The 16,534-nt window shown below is 54.7% G+C and carries 16 protein-coding genes; 3 read left to right on the top strand and 13 right to left on the bottom strand.

Features of this window, described 5'->3' with window-relative positions:
* Positions 1–42 precede the first annotated feature (42 nt).
* From LOS15_RS09930 to LOS15_RS09920, 3 genes are read right to left on the bottom strand one after another with little or no spacing between them, the layout of a single operon-like run.
* Positions 43–843, bottom strand: a complete 801-nt coding sequence (locus LOS15_RS09930) for an ABC transporter permease (protein ID WP_263065633.1) — start codon at positions 841–843, stop codon at positions 43–45.
* Entirely contained in the window at positions 840–1,820 is a 981-nt protein-coding gene (locus tag LOS15_RS09925) for an ABC transporter permease (RefSeq protein WP_263065632.1), read from the bottom strand. The genes LOS15_RS09930 and LOS15_RS09925 overlap by 4 nt, the downstream gene beginning before the upstream one ends.
* A complete protein-coding gene (locus tag LOS15_RS09920) occupies positions 1,811–3,400 on the bottom strand; it encodes an ABC transporter substrate-binding protein (RefSeq protein WP_263065630.1) in 1,590 nt (529 codons plus the stop codon). Before LOS15_RS09920 ends, LOS15_RS09925 begins: the two co-directional genes overlap by 10 nt.
* A gap of 105 nt (positions 3,401–3,505) precedes the next feature.
* Between LOS15_RS09920 and nikR the strand changes: the two genes are divergently transcribed.
* Positions 3,506–3,907 (top strand): nickel-responsive transcriptional regulator NikR, encoded by a 402-nt coding sequence (nikR, locus tag LOS15_RS09915; RefSeq protein WP_263065628.1) that lies wholly within the window; start codon positions 3,506–3,508, stop codon positions 3,905–3,907.
* Positions 3,908–3,970: 63 nt separating this feature from the next.
* Here nikR and LOS15_RS09910 read toward each other — a convergent pair whose 3' ends face one another.
* Entirely contained in the window at positions 3,971–4,453 is a 483-nt protein-coding gene (locus LOS15_RS09910) for a peptidylprolyl isomerase (RefSeq protein ID WP_263065626.1), read from the bottom strand.
* 180 nt (positions 4,454–4,633) lie between these two features.
* On the opposite strand from LOS15_RS09910, the gene LOS15_RS09905 reads away from it, so the two are divergent.
* Positions 4,634–4,915: a hypothetical protein gene (locus tag LOS15_RS09905; protein ID WP_263065625.1), complete on the top strand. Its 282-nt coding sequence runs from the start codon at positions 4,634–4,636 to the stop codon at positions 4,913–4,915.
* A 120-nt stretch (positions 4,916–5,035) separates the two neighbouring features.
* Here LOS15_RS09905 and LOS15_RS09900 read toward each other — a convergent pair whose 3' ends face one another.
* The 9 genes from LOS15_RS09900 to LOS15_RS09860 form a co-directional block, all read right to left on the bottom strand.
* Positions 5,036–5,503, bottom strand: a complete 468-nt coding sequence (locus tag LOS15_RS09900) for a glycine zipper 2TM domain-containing protein (protein ID WP_263065623.1) — start codon at positions 5,501–5,503, stop codon at positions 5,036–5,038.
* Positions 5,504–5,813: 310 nt separating this feature from the next.
* Positions 5,814–7,412 (bottom strand): isocitrate lyase, encoded by a 1,599-nt coding sequence (locus LOS15_RS09895; RefSeq protein ID WP_263065621.1) that lies wholly within the window; start codon positions 7,410–7,412, stop codon positions 5,814–5,816.
* 396 nt (positions 7,413–7,808) lie between these two features.
* The gene (locus tag LOS15_RS09890) at positions 7,809–8,231 is read right to left on the bottom strand and encodes a GNAT family N-acetyltransferase (protein ID WP_263065619.1); all 423 of its coding nucleotides are present in this window, start codon (positions 8,229–8,231) and stop codon (positions 7,809–7,811) included.
* A 2-nt stretch (positions 8,232–8,233) separates the two neighbouring features.
* The gene (locus tag LOS15_RS09885) at positions 8,234–9,412 is read right to left on the bottom strand and encodes a cupin domain-containing protein (protein WP_263065617.1); all 1,179 of its coding nucleotides are present in this window, start codon (positions 9,410–9,412) and stop codon (positions 8,234–8,236) included.
* 74 nt (positions 9,413–9,486) lie between these two features.
* Positions 9,487–10,872, bottom strand: a complete 1,386-nt coding sequence (purB, locus tag LOS15_RS09880) for an adenylosuccinate lyase (RefSeq protein WP_263065616.1) — start codon at positions 10,870–10,872, stop codon at positions 9,487–9,489.
* 82 nt (positions 10,873–10,954) lie between these two features.
* Positions 10,955–11,593 (bottom strand): high frequency lysogenization protein HflD, encoded by a 639-nt coding sequence (gene hflD, locus LOS15_RS09875; RefSeq protein WP_263065614.1) that lies wholly within the window; start codon positions 11,591–11,593, stop codon positions 10,955–10,957.
* Positions 11,590–12,732 (bottom strand): tRNA 2-thiouridine(34) synthase MnmA, encoded by a 1,143-nt coding sequence (mnmA, locus tag LOS15_RS09870; protein ID WP_263065612.1) that lies wholly within the window; start codon positions 12,730–12,732, stop codon positions 11,590–11,592. Before mnmA ends, hflD begins: the two co-directional genes overlap by 4 nt.
* Positions 12,733–12,819: 87 nt before the next feature.
* Positions 12,820–13,260: an NUDIX hydrolase gene (locus tag LOS15_RS09865; RefSeq protein ID WP_263065611.1), complete on the bottom strand. Its 441-nt coding sequence runs from the start codon at positions 13,258–13,260 to the stop codon at positions 12,820–12,822.
* Positions 13,257–13,859: a pseudouridine synthase gene (locus tag LOS15_RS09860; RefSeq protein WP_263065610.1), complete on the bottom strand. Its 603-nt coding sequence runs from the start codon at positions 13,857–13,859 to the stop codon at positions 13,257–13,259. The genes LOS15_RS09865 and LOS15_RS09860 overlap by 4 nt, the downstream gene beginning before the upstream one ends.
* Positions 13,860–14,113: 254 nt before the next feature.
* Between LOS15_RS09860 and LOS15_RS09855 the strand changes: the two genes are divergently transcribed.
* Positions 14,114–16,348 (top strand): NADP-dependent isocitrate dehydrogenase, encoded by a 2,235-nt coding sequence (locus LOS15_RS09855; protein ID WP_263065609.1) that lies wholly within the window; start codon positions 14,114–14,116, stop codon positions 16,346–16,348.
* Positions 16,349–16,534 lie beyond the last annotated feature (186 nt).

Below are 16,534 nucleotides of genomic sequence, written 5' to 3'. Positions count from 1 at the left end.
AGGCTCCTTGAGTGAGTGACAACAGGCGGTGACCCCAGCGAGCTATAACGCCCGCCGCAACGTAAACGCTAGGCGGTCAATACACAGCACCAGCAGCAGTAGCCCTAACCCTGGAAATACCCCAAGCCACCAGTAGCCTGCGGTGATGTAGCGCATGGCGTCCGCCAGTAATACCCCGATGGCCGGTTGGTTAGGATCTAGGCCAACCCCTAAAAAGGTGAGGGCGGCTTCATGCAAAATAGCATGGGGAAACAGTAGCAGGGCACCAACAAGGCAGTGAGGCAGTACGTGGGGTAATAAATGATGCAGCAGGATAAAGCCACGGGATTTGCCCAGCGAGCGTGAAATACGCACGTAAGTGGCATGACGCAGGGTGAGTAGCTCAGCCCTCAGTACCCTCGCTAGGCTTGGCCAGTGGGTAAGGGCGACGGCAATAATGACGGCCTGGGTGCCGCCGCCTAATGCAAAGGCAATTAACAGCAGTAAAATCAAATGCGGCACGCTGAGCAGCGTATCGATCAGTAGGCTGACCAGCGCATCAAGTTTAGTTGACAGCGTGGCGATGGCTGCCAAGGTTAACGCAATGGCGGTGCCCAGCAGTGCCGCGCTGATACCGACCCAAAAGCTGAGCCGAAGCCCGGCCAGGGTGCGTGCCCATAACTCACGGCCCAGCGCATCGGTGCCTAGCCAGTGGGTGGCACTGGGTGGCGCAAGGCGCGCATCAAACTGCATCTGTAGTGGTGCTGTCCCGAGCCATAAGGGGCTGGCGATAAGTGTGCTTAACAGCACCACTGCAAATGCGATATACGCCACAGCATAAAGGCGCGGCTGGAAGGCGCTCATAGCGGCCCCTGCTCGATACGTGGGTCAATCAGGTGGTAAAGACTGTCGGCAATGAGATTACCTACGCTGACGAACAGCGCGGTAAAGAGCGCAATGCCCAGTAACAGGGGGACATCGCTACGCAGTCCTGCTTCAACGGTGGCTTGCCCAAGCCCTGGGTAGGCAAAAATCTGTTCGATTAATATGGCGCCGCCAAACAGCTCGCCCAATGAGGCAAACGCTAAGGTAAGCGCGGGGAGGCTTGCGTGGCGTGTACCGTGGCGCCAGGCAATATCAATACGGCTGGCCCCCTGGGCAAAGGCATGGGTGGCAATCTCAGAGCGCATCAGCGCAATCATGCGCGTACGCGTGTGTAGCGTAATAGAGGCAATGCCCAAGAGCGTCAATGTCGCAACGGGAAGTGCTAGATGATGTAGCCGGGTGAGTAGGCTGACCTCTTGACTCAGCATCCCTGGTGGGCCGGCACAGCAGACAGGCGTCCAGCCCAGGTAAACCGAAAACAGCAGCACGCCTACTATGCCCAGCCAAAAAGTGGGGGTTGATGCAGTGATATACGCATAGCCGCTAATTACTCTATCAAGCGCGGAACCCTCTTTGGCGCCTGCCATAATGCCGAGCGCCAAGCCCACCAGCACCGAGAAAAACCAAGCGCTGCCGAGGAGCAGGATAGAACGCTTAAAGCGCTGGCTGATGACCTCGCTAACCGGCTGGTTATAGATATGGCTCCAGCCGAGTTCACCGCTGAGTAGTTGGCGCAGCCAATGGCCAAACTGAACGGCCGGAGGTGCCTCAAAGCCCCAACGCTCGGCAATGAGGGCACGCTGTTCAGGGCTCACCTGGGCCATTTGCGGGCCAAGGTAGGCGTCTACCGGGTCGATGGGTGACAGCATCATGAGCCCGAATGACAGCGTGGCGACGCAAAACAGCACCAGTGTTAAGCGCAGACAGCGGTAGGCTAGCCAGCGGCTTAATCGCATTCCCAGCGCCAATCCTGAAGATTTGCGGTAATGGGCCAACCATGTCCATGGGGAGCGATACTCAGCTCGCCAACCTCCAGGCAGCGATCGACAGCATAGACATGAGCAAGATTAACCATCCATGCCCAGCTGGTATCACCACGCATACCATAGCCTGTTTTGCCATCCCATTGGGCAGCCTGCCAGTGTTGGTTGGCGGTTTCCTGGTCAGCCGCTGTTTGAGCTGCGTCTAAATGGCGGTCTACTGCAGGGTTAGCGTAGTAGCCGCTGTTGTAGAAGCCAAAGCCTGCGTGCTGGCTATGAAACAAGTAGTACACTTCCTGAGGGCTGTGGCTGCCGAAGCCGAACACAATGGCATCCTGGTGAAGCGCCTCACGCTGTATTTCGTTCCAGTGGCGCCCTGTGGGCTGCATCTCAATCCCCAAGGGGCGCACCATATCAGCACTCACCTGGGCTAATAATTGGCGCGTGATATCGCTCGCTGGGTAGGTTAAGCGAAAGCGCGCCGGTTGGTCGTCCTTGTAGCGCAGCCCGTCTGCGCGAAGCTCCCAGCCTGCGTCATCTAACAGGGTATGCGCCTGTGTAAGGTCAGGCGCTGTAAAAGCTTCATCTGTATGGCTCCAAGCTAAACCATCGGCAGGGCCAAACGCCGGGCGGCCATAGCCGTGTAGGGCAACGTCTACCAGCGTTTCTCGATCAAGGGCCAGGTTAATCGCCCGGCGGATAGCGATATCGGCGGTGACATCATTACCAATCGGGGCGCCTGAAGGCGCATGCTCACCGCTTGAGGGCTGCATCGGGAATAAGATGCCGCGGTTATCAACGCTCTCCATCACCACGCGCTGCATATGAGGAGGAGCATTGGCCGCCAGCGCGGGAGGGAGGGCAGCGAGGTCGACCTGACCGGCATGCGCGGCACTTAAGGTGGTGTCCTCCTCGGTGAATAGAAACACTAACCGCTCAAAGGTAGGTGGTTCGCCGTAATAGTAGGGGTTACGCTCAACGATAAGCTGTTCGCCTTCCTGCCACTCCACCAGCTGGTAAGGGCCAGCGCCAAGCGGTTGCCTGCCATACTGATCGTCATAACCATTGTCTCGCTCTGCGGCAGGTACAATCCCCAAGGTCATTAACTGGTCGATAAAGGTGATACGGGGAGCTGTGAGGGTTAGCTCAACGGTATATCGATCAATGGCTCGGGCTTCTTTTAGCGCGCTAAGGTCGGCTCGCCCGCCTGCCATGGAAGCTGTATTAAAGGTATAGGCAGCATCTCTCGCCGTCAGCGGTGTGTTATCCGAAAAATAGGCATCGTCACGGAGGGTGAGCGTCCAGGTGAGCCGGTCTTCTGACAGTGACCACGCCGTAGCAAGCGCAGGGTTAGGGGTTAAATCGTGACCGCGGGATAGCAACGTTGCTTGAAACAGAGGGTTGCCATATTGACCCCAGCCTAACAGAGGGTCGAACCCTTGTTCGGGCTCACCACCAATGGCGAGTACAAGCTGATCTTTCGCTTGCAGTACGGTACTCAGCGCTAAGCAGATAGTGGTCAGTCCCAGTAGGAGGGGGCGCTTGAAGCGGAGCATAGCTTAGCCTTTTGACTTAAAGGTATGATGTTTTCACAATAACATCATACTATCAGCGCTGGAAGTTGCGGCAGTGCACCATACCCAATCGGCGAAGGAGGGAGTATGCAGCGGGTAACAGTGACGCTGGATGAGGAGCTACTGAGCGACGTTGATGCGCTGATGGGGCTGCGGGGCTATCAAAATCGTTCGGAGGCCATCCGCGATTTAACCCGTAGCGGGCTAAAGCAGGCGAAAGAGGAAGTGGCGCCTGATGCGCCGTGCATGGGGGCACTGGTCTATGTTTATGATCATGCCGCGCGGGATTTATCTAAACGCTTAACTCGCCACTCCCACGACCACCACGACCTGACGCTTTCAACGCTACATGTGCACATCAATCACGATAGCTGCCTGGAAGTCGCGCTTTTGAAGGGCCAAGGCAGCGTATTGAAACAGTTTTCCGATGAGGTGACTTCGTCGCGCAGCGTGCGCTACGGTCAGCTTGTGCTGATTCCTGACGAGTAGAACCCCAACGGCGCCTATAAAAAAGGCGGCCTATTGGCCGCCCCTTGATCGCATTCGAGACACTTAGTGCTCGACGCCACCTTCGCCGTGTACGTGGCCGTGCTCGACTTCTTCTGCACTGGCTTCACGAACCGTGTCAATCTCAACATCAAAGTTGAGCTGCTGACCTGCGAGCGGATGGTTGCCATCGACAACAACCGTATCGCCTTCAACCTTCTTAACGGTGACCATTAATGGGCCGCCTTGGGTTTGCGCCTGAAACTGCATACCCGGCTCGATGCTTTCAACGCCTTGGAAGGCATCGCGCGGTACTTCTTGCATCAACTGCTCTTGAACTTCACCGTAGCCTTCAGCAGGTGAAACGGTGACATTAAGTTTGTCGCCAGCTGCACGGCCTTCGAGCTCTTTTTCCAAGCCTGGAATAATGTTGCCAGCGCCGTGGAGATACGTCAGCGGCTCGCGGCCTTCGGAACTGTCAAGCACCTCACCTGCATCGTTGGTCAGGGTATAGTGGAACGCGACAACCGAGTTTTGCGCAATTTGCATTGAATAACCTTTCGGTGAGTGCATGTCCCAATATGGTAACGCGTGTGGGCTGGCTTGTCAGGGGGTAAGCCGGGTTTTTCCCGCTACTGGCCTTTGGCGGTATTGCGCACTGCGGTGTGCAGGGATACTCTACAGCCACAACTTTTTCCCTCTTTTAGACAACCTTCAACGGAGTGTTCTATGACGATCTTCTTGATTTGGGTCATCGCTTTTGCCCTGATTGCCTACTTTGCCAATAAGCGTTGGGACAGCGGTGTCAGCCAAGGGCTTGATAAGATGCTGCCCAGCGTTTTAAAAACCCATGGTGAAAATCGTTACCTTTGGATTGGTGCGATGGCCGTATTAGGCGCCACAACGCTTGTGCGCCCGGTGGATATTTTACTCGTGGTCATTTTGGTGGCAATCATTGGTCTTGTTGTCATGAAGCTAGCGAACTGGGCGAGCAGCAAAGCTACTCACTAACTTCAACAGTGTGACTCTATAAGCCATAACATAAAGAGTGCCGCTATAAAAAAGCGCCCGATCAGCCTACTGATCGGGCGCTTTTAATTTACTTGATTTTAAAAACTGTATAGCAAGCGCTTAGTAAGGCGCAACGCTCATGTTGGCACCGCTACCAATCAAACGGACCCGCTGGCCCGCTTGGAATTGACGGTCGGCGCGCTGAACCACAATAACGTCCGTGCCGTCATCGCGACGAATTTCCATTTCCAGTGCGCGAACCCGATTAACGCGGTCTTCGGCTGCCGTGCCAGCAACCGCACCGCCTAATGCGCCTGCTACGGTTGCCAACTGACGGCCGGTGCCACCGCCTACCTGATTACCTAAAATACCGCCGATAACCGCGCCGCCGCCGCCGCCTAACAGGCCGCCGGTGCGGCTATCCGCCTGAATTTGTACCGGACGTACTGCAACAATGGTGCCGTACGCCACGCTTTGGCCAGTTTGGGCCTGGCTGCCGCGGTATACATCGCCTGAATAAGGAGCAGTATTGGCACAGCCCGCCAATGTCAGAATGCTTAACGCAGCAACGGGTAGTAGACGTTTCATTAAAACCTCCAGTGTCTCAGCGCAATGGGCTGCAACGGATAGCATGATAATAGAACAGCGTTCGTTAAAAGATAACGGAAGCGTAGGGCTTTGACCAGCTGTCAGTGAAAAAGGTCATAAAGTGTTGTGTAGCGGTATATTACGCAAACAGTGTGCAAATACGTTGCACATGCGTGATGCACGCCTATGGGTGGCAATAAGCGACAAGGAGTGGGCCAACTTTCCAATACGAAAAACTATCCAACACAAAAAAGGGGGCTTTCGCCCCCTTTGGTTGACTGCTTAAGCTTTATTGCTTATCCGGTATGAATTAACCGAATTGGTTCATTGTGTTGTCTTTACCACCAGCTTTCAGTGCGGCATCACCGTGGAAGAACTCTTTATGGTCGTCGCCAATGTTTGAGCCCGCCATATCCTGGTGCTTAACAGTTGCGATGCCTTGGCGAATTTCTTCGCGCTGAACGCCTTTCACGTAGGCTAGCATTCCCTCGTCACCAAAGTAGCCTTTCGCTAAGTTGTCGGTAGAGAGAGCCGCGGTGTGGTAAGTCGGCAGCGTAATCAGGTGGTGGAAGATGCCGGCTTCACGGGCGCCATCGCGCTGGAAGTTACGTGTCCACTCATCCGCCAATTGGCCAAGTTCAGTGTTGTCGTACTCAACGCTCATCAGCTTGTCGCGCTGGTAAGCAGAAACGTCTTTACCTTCTTTCTCCCATGCATCAAATACTTGCTGACGGAAGTTCAGCGTCCAGTTGAAAGACGGTGAGTTGTTGTAAACCAGTTTGGCATCCGGGCACACTTCGCGAATGCGGTTAACCATGCTGGCAATTTGGCCAACGTGGGGTTTTTCGGTTTCAATCCACAGCAGGTCAGCACCGTTTTGCAGGCTGGTAATACAGTCCAGGATAACGCGGTCTTCACCGGTGTTGGGTTTGAACTGGTAGAGGCCTGAAGCCAAGCGCTTCGGCTTCACAAGCTTGCCATTCTGTTTGATAACCACATCGCCGTTGTTGATGTCGGCAGCGTTCTCGATGACATCGCCATCCAAGAAGCTGTTGTACTGGTCGCCCAGGTCGCCTGGCTCGTTGGTAACGGCGATTTTCTGCGTTAGGCCTGCGCCCAGTGAGTCAGTACGTGCCACGATCACACCATCATCTACGCCTAGTTCTAAGAAGGCGTAACGCACAGCGTTGATTTTGGCCAGGAAGTCTTCATGGGGAACGGTAACTTTGCCGTCCTGGTGACCACACTGCTTCTCGTCAGATACCTGGTTTTCCAGCTGGATGCAGCACGCGCCCGCTTGGATAAACTTCTTGGCCAGCAGGTAGGTCGCTTCGGCGTTACCAAAACCAGCGTCGATGTCGGCAATAATCGGCACAACGTGTGTTTCGTGGTTATCGATTTTGCTGATCAGCTCTTGCTCTTTAGCGCTATCGCCGGCTTCTTTGGCATCATCCAGTGCACGGAAGAGGTGGTTAAGTTCCCACGCATCTGCCTGTTTCAAGAAGGTGTATAGCTCTTCAATCAGGTTGGCAACGGAGGTTTTTTCGTGCATGGACTGATCGGGCAGCGGACCAAACTCAGAGCGCAGTGCGGCAACCATCCAGCCGGAGAGGTAGAGGTAGCTGCGCTTGGTAGTGCCAAAATGCTTTTTAATCGAGATCAGCTTTTGTTGGCCGATAAAACCGTGCCAGCAGCCCAGCGACTGGGTGTACTTTGATGTATCAGCATCGTAGGCCGCCATATCTTCACGCATGATTTTTGCGGTGTAGCGGGCAATATCTAGGCCGGTGTGAAAGCGGTTCTGGGCACGCATACGAGCGGCGTATTCTGGCTTGATCGCTTCCCATTTACCGCCTTGTGCTTCGCGTAGTTGGGCGATGGCTTTAATATCGTCGAGAAGTCCTGACATGAGCTGATACCTCCGGGGTCGTGATAGCGATATCGCAAGTAATGTTAGCTAACGCTTATGCTGCACTTGCGAAGTTGTTTCAGAGTTACTTATTTAAGTTGCTGTGTCGCTTAGATAATCGTCTCTAAGAAAAACGTCTCTAAGCGGAACGTCGCATGCGCTAAAAAGCCATGGGGCAATCAATCGAATGCGCCGTACTGCAATGCAACAACTATCAACCAGTCGGACGTATTGAACAATTGACACTTGGGGGCAGAAGGGGTTGTAACTCGACTACAGGGCCTAGGCACAACGCCGTGTTTATGTAGTCGTTTTCCGTCAGGTGGTGACGAATAGGCCAAAAAAAGCGCCACCCAGCGGGGTGGCGCGTCAGTGTGCCTTAAACAATGGCGCTTCTTACAACGTTAGCGCCATGTGGCGATGAGGGATGCCGGCGTCCATAAACACATCCCCATGGGCCACAAAGCCTAGGTGCTCATAAAACGCCAGCGCATGTAATTGGGCGCTTAGCTCGGCGGTTGTATGGCCAGCGTCGCGCGCGGCTTGAATGGCGGCCTCCATGAGCTGAATGCCAATTCCTTTGCCACGGGCACTGGATAGCACCGCTACCCGACCGATATGGCCGTCGGGTAGTAAGCGGGCGGTGCCCACTGGTTTGCCATCCAGTGTGGCTAAAAAATGGTGGCACTCAGGGTCACGGCCATCCCACTCTTCCTCTTGGGGTACGCGCTGCTCGTCGATAAACACCGTAGAGCGAATAGCGGAAGCCGCATCCCCTAGCGTATGCCAATCACCGCTGATGATGTCTTCAGAATGCACCGCTACTCCTCGTCCTCTTCGGCCATAAAGCCTAGGCTACCCGTATTGATAAGCTGGGTAACAAGCGCGGCGGCACCGCTTAGCTCCAGCACATCAGCCCGAATGGGTGTGGAATTCGCAAGTCGCTTAGCCAGTGGTTCAGAGCAGGCATGGCCATCACCGTCAACAAACAGCGTGGTTCCAGAAGCATCGCTGCGCCATGCAAAGCGAGAACCCGGCATATGAAACAGTGGCTCACCGCCTTGTAGTTGAGCAACAAGGTCGTCTTCGCTCATCGGCTCTTCAAGCGGTACGACTTGGTCAATATATTTTGGCTGTGTCATCACGCGGCCAAACCATTGCGCCATTTGCTCCGGCTGATCCAGGGTTTCTAAGATAAACTGTCGCATACGCTCAACAGCGGCATCATCCAGTTCTCCTACTTCCTCGGCGGGTGACATGCCTGCATCGCTATAACGCTGGGAGGCAGGTAGCTGTTCACCGAGGTAATCAGCGTAGGAGGTGATAGCTTCATCTGCTGAGGGGGCGCGAAAGCCTACCGATATCGTCATGCAGTCATCGGTTTGGCTAACCCCATGGTGTGCCCAGCCTGGGGGGAGATAGAGCATATCGCCGGGGGCTAGTGTCCAGTCGGAGTCTGCTTCTACCTCAAAGGTTTCCAAAATGCGCAGATCGATTCCTTGAATGATCGGTGCATCGTCAGACTGCTTGCCACCCAGCTGCCAACGCCGGTGGCCGCTCGCTTGAAGCAGGAAGACGTCATATTGATCAATATGTGGGCCAACGCTGCCGCCAGGCGGGGCGTAGCTGATCATGATGTCGTCTAACCGCCAGCGGGGCAGAAAATCAAACTCATCCATTAACGCCGCAACGGCGGGGACGTAGTGGTCTACAGCCTGTACCAACAGGCTCCAGTTATCTTCTGGAAGCCGTTCAAAGGTGGCGTCGTCAAACGGCCCATGGGAAACCTGCCAGGGACCATCAGGGCCTTCTTCTTCTACGAGCCGAGCTTCAACGCCGGGCTCACAGGCGAGCCCGGCTAGCTCATCCGGGTCAATGGGGCTGATGAATTCGGGAATAGCACCACGTATCAGCAGCGGTTTCTGTTGCCAGTAGTTGGCCAAAAAGTCTTCTGGGGTCAAATCGCCCAGCAGCGTTAATGGCGTGTTGGGTTGGCTCATGGCAGTATCCTAAATAGGTGAACGCGGCGCTATTAATAGTAAGAGCAACGACGAATAGTAAGAGCAACGACCCGTTACAGTGAGTTTAGCCGTTGGGTAATCGCTTCGGCTTGCGCCGTTGCATTGCCGATGTAGCTCGCCGGCGAGAGTGCTTTAAGCTCATCTTTTACCGTAGCGGGTAATTCGAGTGTATCAATAAAGGCGGCAAAACCTGCTTGATCAATACGCTTACCACGAGTGAGTTCTTTGAGTTTTTCGTAAGGTTTTTCAATGCCGTAGCGGCGCATTACCGTTTGGATCGGTTCGGCAAGCACTTCCCAGCTGTTGTTTAAATCTTCTGCCAGCCGCTCTGGGTTGGCTTCCAGCTTGCTGATGCCTTTTAGGCTGGCGTGGTAGCCGATCAGCCCATAGGCTAAACCGACGCCGAGGTTGCGCAGGACGGTGGAGTCCGTCAGGTCGCGCTGCCAGCGTGAAATCGGCAGTTTTTGGGCTAAATGGCTAAGTACCGCGTTGGCCAGTCCCAGGTTACCTTCTGAGTTTTCAAAGTCGATCGGGTTAACTTTGTGCGGCATGGTAGATGAGCCGATTTCGCCTTCCACAGTGCGCTGCTTGAAGTAGCCCAGTGAGATATAGCCCCATACGTCGCGGTCAAAGTCGATCAGGATGGTGTTAAAGCGGCAGATGGCATCGAACAGTTCAGCAATGTAGTCGTGGGGTTCGATTTGCGTGGTGTAAGGGTTAAAGCTCAAGCCTAAACCTTCTACAAAGGTGCGCGCATTGGCTTCCCAATCGATATCGGGGTAGGTGGTTAAGTGGGCATTGTAGTTGCCAACGGCGCCGTTAATCTTACCCAAAATTTCAACGCTTTCGATCTGCTTAAGCTGGCGCTTTAAGCGGTAAGCCACGTTGGCCATCTCTTTGCCCAGCGTAGTGGGACTGGCCGTTTGGCCGTGGGTGCGCGAGAGCATCGGCTGGCTTGCATGGGCAATCGCCAGCTTAGCAATTTCATCAGCCACCTCGTGCATAGTGGGTAGCAAGGCTTTTAGGCCGTCGGCCAGCATCACGCCATACGAGAGATTGTTGATATCCTCGCTGGTGCAAGCAAAGTGGATAAACTCGGTGACGGCATTGAGTTCGGCTTGGCCTGCAATTTTCTCTTTCAAGAAGTACTCAACCGCTTTGACATCGTGGTTAGTCGTGCGCTCAATCTCCTTGATGCGCTCAGCGTCCTCTACCGAAAAGTCGCGAATCAACTGCTCTAAAAATGCCGTTGCTTCTGCAGAAAGCGGCGGGACTTCAATAATTTGACCGTGGTCTGCCAGACGCTGCAGCCAGCGCACTTCCACAATTACACGCGCGCGGATCAGGCCAAATTCGCTGAAGTGTTCACGTAACACAGCGGCTTTCGCGCCGTAGCGGCCGTCAACAGGGGAGAGGGCGGTCAAAGCAGAGAGTTGCATGGCGTAAGCTTCCAGGTGGTCGAGAGAGTCGTTAAAAGGGTAGTTAACAAAGTCGTTAAAAGAGCGGTTTTATGCAAAAGCGTTAGCTAAGGCTATCGAGCGCGCGACGCAGAGCTTTGCGTTGGAAAACAAGCTTCCAGCGGCGGCCACCCAGTTGATGCCAAAGCAGTGCAAATCGAATGCCTGCCATTAAGCACGCGCGAACCCGCTCCGGCATCATGCGGGTTTGCAGCAGAGACGGATCGCCCTGCACCACAATGCGCGTTTTAAATGTCGAGATGGTCTCTTGATAGGCTTCACCAAGACTGGCAATGACATTTTCATGGGTCGTGCCGAAGTGCTCCGACTGGCCCTGAACATGGGAGAGCTTCTGGCCGAGTACATCCATCATATGACGGTCGGTGCGTAGCTTGTTCATTAATAGCAGCAGTGAGAAGCCATAGCGCAGCACCACGGGATTAGCTTGTTTGCGGCCTACCAGCGCCTCAAGGGTATCTAACCCGCGGCGCAGGTTGTTGGGGTGGCCACCATAAATAGCTTCGAAGCTTTCCGGATTGGTATCTACCGTGGCGTTGATCAGTGTTTCCCAGGCACGCGTGTCAACGTGGCCCGTACGGGCAAGCTCGTCCACAAGGCTTGCCGCTTGAAAAACGCCCGCCAGGGCGAGCGCCTGGCGGGCAGCGGGAGAGTCCGGGGCGCGATGAATAGGGGTGGCACTCATGCAGCAGCCTCCGAGGCGTTCCAAGTGGCGCGAATGACGCCGCCGCCTAAACAGATATCACCATCGTATAGAACCAGCGACTGCCCTGGCGTGACGGCCCATTGTGGGTCGTCAAACAACACTTCCACACTGCCATCGGCGAGGGCGTGCATTTCGCAGGGGCAGTCGCTTTGGCGATAGCGAGTTTTTGCGGTAAAGCGGCCTTGCTGTGTAGGCGGTTCGCCCGCAACCCAGTCCATTTTTTCAGTGGCGAGGGTGTCGGTATAGAGCAGCGGATGATGCTTGCCCTGCACCGCAATTAGTACGTTGCGGTCGAGATCTTTCGCCGCCACGTACCAAGGGTCTTCCGAGTAGTTGGCAAGGCCGCCGATACCTAAGCCCTGGCGTTGGCCTAGGGTGTAATACATTAGCCCCATGTGCTTACCAATGACATCGCCTTCAGGCGTTTCAATGGTGCCGGGCTGGGCGGGCAAATACTGTTGAAGAAAGTCGCGGAAACGGCGCTCGCCAATAAAACAGATGCCGGTGGAGTCTTTCTTCTTTGCGGTGACTAAATCGTGCTGCTCAGCCAGTGCGCGTACTTCGGGTTTTTCCAGCTCGCCCACAGGGAACAGCGTGCGGGCAATGGCTGCTTCGGGCACCGCGTGTAAAAAATAGCTTTGGTCTTTATTGCCATCCAGACCTTTCAGCAGGCGCGGGCGCTGTTCACGAATCCCTTGGCGTACATAGTGTCCGGTAGCGATTTTGTCCGCGCCTAGCATTTCAGCGTACTCAAGAAAGACCTTAAATTTGATCTCGCGATTGCACAGAATGTCAGGGTTAGGTGTTCGCCCAGCCTTATATTCGGCCAGAAAGTGCTCAAACACGTTATCCCAGTACTCAGCGGCAAAGTTGGCCGTGTGCAGCTTAATGCCCAGCTTCTCGCATACCGCTTCAGCGTCGGCAAGGTCTTCCTTCGCTGTGCAGTACTCGGTGCCGTCGTCTTCGTCCCAGTTCTTCATAAACAGGCCCTCGACCTCGTACCCCTGTTGGAGTAGAAGAAGGGCGGAAACAGACGAATCGACGCCACCCGACATACCGACAATCACTTTGCCGTTCGTAGTTGGCTCGGTAGTGGACGACCCAGTGGTGGCCGACATAGGCATCCTCAATAGACGTAGTGTGCAAAAAGCAATAAACAAGTGGTTAACGATTATACACGATGGGGGCTTCACGCTTCGAGTGCTTCACTCCTGAATCACGCTAAGGGGATAGCGGTGTCCGCTGTTGGCATCAATAATGCGTTTGAGCACTAAGGGGCTGCGTAGCCGCTGAGCAGCATTAAGTGCTTCTATTTCTTGGAGCGTGAGCCAATGGGTCGCCGTTATATCGCTATCGATCGGCGTGTTCAGCTGGGCCTTTGGGGTGGCAATGAAGCCGTGGCTATGAAATGTGAGGCCGTCTGGCGTGTGAAAAACGTAAAGCCCCAGATAGTCGGTGAGCGTTACCTGCCACGCGGTCTCTTCTTTAATTTCTCGTGACATCGCTGCCAGTGGCCCTTCGCCTGGCTCTACATGGCCGGCGGGCTGATTGAAAACAGTCAGTGCACCACCGCGCGCTTCTTCCACCATCAAGTAGCGCCCGTTTTGCTGGATTACACAGGCCACCGTGCTGCGAATATGGTTCATGGGGTTCTCCTGCGTTTCGATGGCTGACCTCGTTTGGTAGTCGTGACCGGGCGTGGAGCGTGCAGTGTCTCTTTTCGCCATTCGCCGGGTGCTAGGTCTCCGAGTTGCCAAGGGCCAATCGCTGCGCGAATTAAGCGTAGGGTGGGAAAGCCGACATGGGCGGTCATCCGCCGCACCTGGCGATTACGGCCTTCGCTAATCGTAAGCTCTAGCCAGCTCGTAGATGGGTGGCGTTTAGGGTCAATGGCGGGGTCGCGCGGTGCAATGGCTGGCGCTTCAATGCGCCGTGCTTTCGCAGGTTGGGTAGGGCCATCTTTTAGGGTTACGCCGCGTTTGAGCTGATTGATCGCCTCATCGCTGATATTGCCTTCCAGCTGCACCCAGTAGGTTTTAGGCTGTTTATGCCGTGGGTGGGCAATGCGGTGAATCAGGCTGCCGTCATCGCTGAGCAGTAGCAGGCCCTCTGAGTCGTAATCAAGCCTTCCAGCCGCATAAGCGCCGGGTGCAGTAATTACATCGGCTAAAGTGGCACGGCCTTGGCTGTCGGTAAACTGTGAGAGCATTCGGTAGGGTTTATGCAGTAAATAAAGCGTGCTCATGATGCCTCTTTAAGGGTGCCTTTAATTTGTCGACAATCGGTCATGCGGTTAAAGTTCAGCGCTGGTATACTTCGGCGTAGCCGTTTGAGACGTGCTTGAGTTGTCGTAACCACCACCGTAGTAAACCACCGAGTGATGCCGGGGCAGCCAAGAAATGCTCCGCCTACTTCGCGGCCTGGTCTTTGTTTGAATGCGCCGCGTAGCTTGAGATTTTTTATAATCACAGCGACAGAAAAAAAGAGGTTAACGCAAAAATGTCCACAACGCCGAAGATCATTTATACGCTCACCGACGAAGCCCCTGCGCTCGCAACCTACTCTCTGTTACCGATCATAGATGCCTTCACCGACTCAGCCGGTGTCGAAGTTGAAACGCGAGATATCTCTTTGGCGGCGCGGGTATTGGCGCAGTTCCCCGATGTGCTTAGCGAAGAGCAGCGCGTAAGTGATGACTTAGCCGAACTGGGTCAACTGGCGACGACGCCTGAAGCCAATATTATCAAACTCCCGAACATCAGTGCCTCTGGCCCGCAGTTAAAGGCCACTATTAAAGAGCTGCAAGGTCAGGGGTATGCACTGCCGGACTACCCGGAAGAGCCCCAAAACGATGAAGAGGCGTCCATTAAGGCACGCTACGACAAAGCTAAGGGCAGCGCGGTAAACCCTGTGCTGCGTGAAGGCAACTCTGACCGCCGCGCGCCTAAATCTGTCAAAAACTATGCGCGCAAATATCCGCACCGCATGGGCGAGTGGAGCGCGGACTCCAAGTCCCACGTGGCGCATATGAGTGAAGGTGACTTCTACGGCAGCGAACAGTCAGCCGTCATGGAAAAGGCCACTAAGCTTAAAATTGAGCTGCAGCAAAAAGATGGCACCACCGTGGTGCTGAAAGAGAGCCTGTCAGTGTTGGAAGGCGAAGTAATTGACGCTGCCAGCATGAGTAGCCGCCGCCTGCGCAGCTTTATTGGAGAGCAAATTAGCGATGCCAAAGAGCTTGGCGTGCTGTTCTCGCTGCACCTGAAAGCCACCATGATGAAAGTATCCGACCCCATCATGTTCGGCATCGTGGTGGAGGAGTTCTACAAAGACGTGCTTGAAAAGCATGCCGATGCGTTAAAAGCGTCGGGCTTCGATCCCAACAGCGGTATTGGTGACTTATACAGCGCTATCGGTAAGCTGCCAACCGACCAGCAGGAAGCGATCAAAAGCGATATTGAAGCGCTTTATCAAGAGCGTCCCGCGATGGCGATGGTCAATTCCCACAAGGGGATTACCAACCTGCACGTGCCTAGCGACGTGATTATTGACGCCTCCATGCCGGCAATGATTCGCGATTCAGGTAAAATGTGGAACGTCAACGACGAGCTGCAGGACGCCAAAGCAGTGGTTCCAGACCGCTGCTACGCCACGATTTACCAAGCAGTGATTGAAGACTGCAAACAGCATGGCGCGTTTGATCCGACTACGATGGGCAGCGTCCCTAACGTGGGCTTAATGGCGCAAAAAGCCGAAGAGTACGGCTCTCACGATAAAACCTTCCAGATGCCTGCCGATGGCACCGTCGTGGTGACGAATGAGTCAGGCCACACGCTGTTTAGCCATACCGTAGAAGCGGGCGATATTTGGCGTATGTGTCAAACCAAAGATGCGCCGATTCAAGACTGGGTGAAACTTGCAGTCACCCGCGCCCGTGACAGCGGTGCGCCGGCCATTTTCTGGCTGGATGCACACCGCGCCCACGATGCGCAGCTGATCAAAAAAGTAGAAACCTATCTCAAAGAGCACGATACGGCTGGTTTGGATATTCGTATCCTCGCCCCAGTAGATGCCATGCAGGTGTCGCTGGAGCGTATTCGTAAAGGTGAAGACACTATTTCTGTCACGGGTAACGTGCTGCGCGACTACCTCACCGACCTTTTCCCGATTATGGAGCTGGGCACCAGCGCCAAGATGCTCTCGATTGTGCCGCTGATGAACGGTGGCGGCCTGTTTGAAACGGGCGCCGGTGGTTCCGCACCGAAGCACGTCCAGCAGTTCCTGGAAGAGAACCACCTGCGTTGGGACTCATTAGGTGAATTCTTGGCGTTAGCGGCGTCCCTTGAACACCTGGGCAGCACCTTCGACAACGCCCGTGCTACGCTGCTGGCAAAGGCGCTGGATGAGGCGAACGGCCAATTCCTGGACAGTAACAAGTCTCCCTCGCGTAAAGTGGGCGAGCTGGATAATCGGGGCAGCCATTTCTATCTAGCAATGTACTGGGCTGAGGCGTTAGCCGCCCAAGACCAGGATGCGGAGATGAAAACGCTCTTTGCCCGCTTGGCCGAAACGCTGAAAGCGAACGAAGCAACCATTATCGATGAGCTCAACAGCGTTCAAGGTAAGCCGGTGGATATTCAAGGCTATTTCCATCCTAACGGTGAGCTGGCCAGCCAAGCCATGCGTCCGAGTAAAACACTTAACAACGCATTGGCGATGGTCGCTAAAGACTGATCAGCAAAATAGGTAGCGCGTTAAGTGCTGCTAAACCCCTCGTCCGCGATGCGGGCGGGGGTTTTTTGTTTGACCCAGTGTGATAATTTAATTTTTTCATGAACCCTTGCTGATGGCGCGCGTCTCATAAAGATAGCGATTCTCAATGGATGCCGCATGTTAGCTGAGAGACGATAACCTTTGTTG

The organism is Halomonas sp. 7T (assembly GCF_025643255.1).
Taxonomy (GTDB): domain Bacteria; phylum Pseudomonadota; class Gammaproteobacteria; order Pseudomonadales; family Halomonadaceae; genus Vreelandella.
This window is presented reverse-complemented; position numbering and strand designations above follow the sequence as displayed.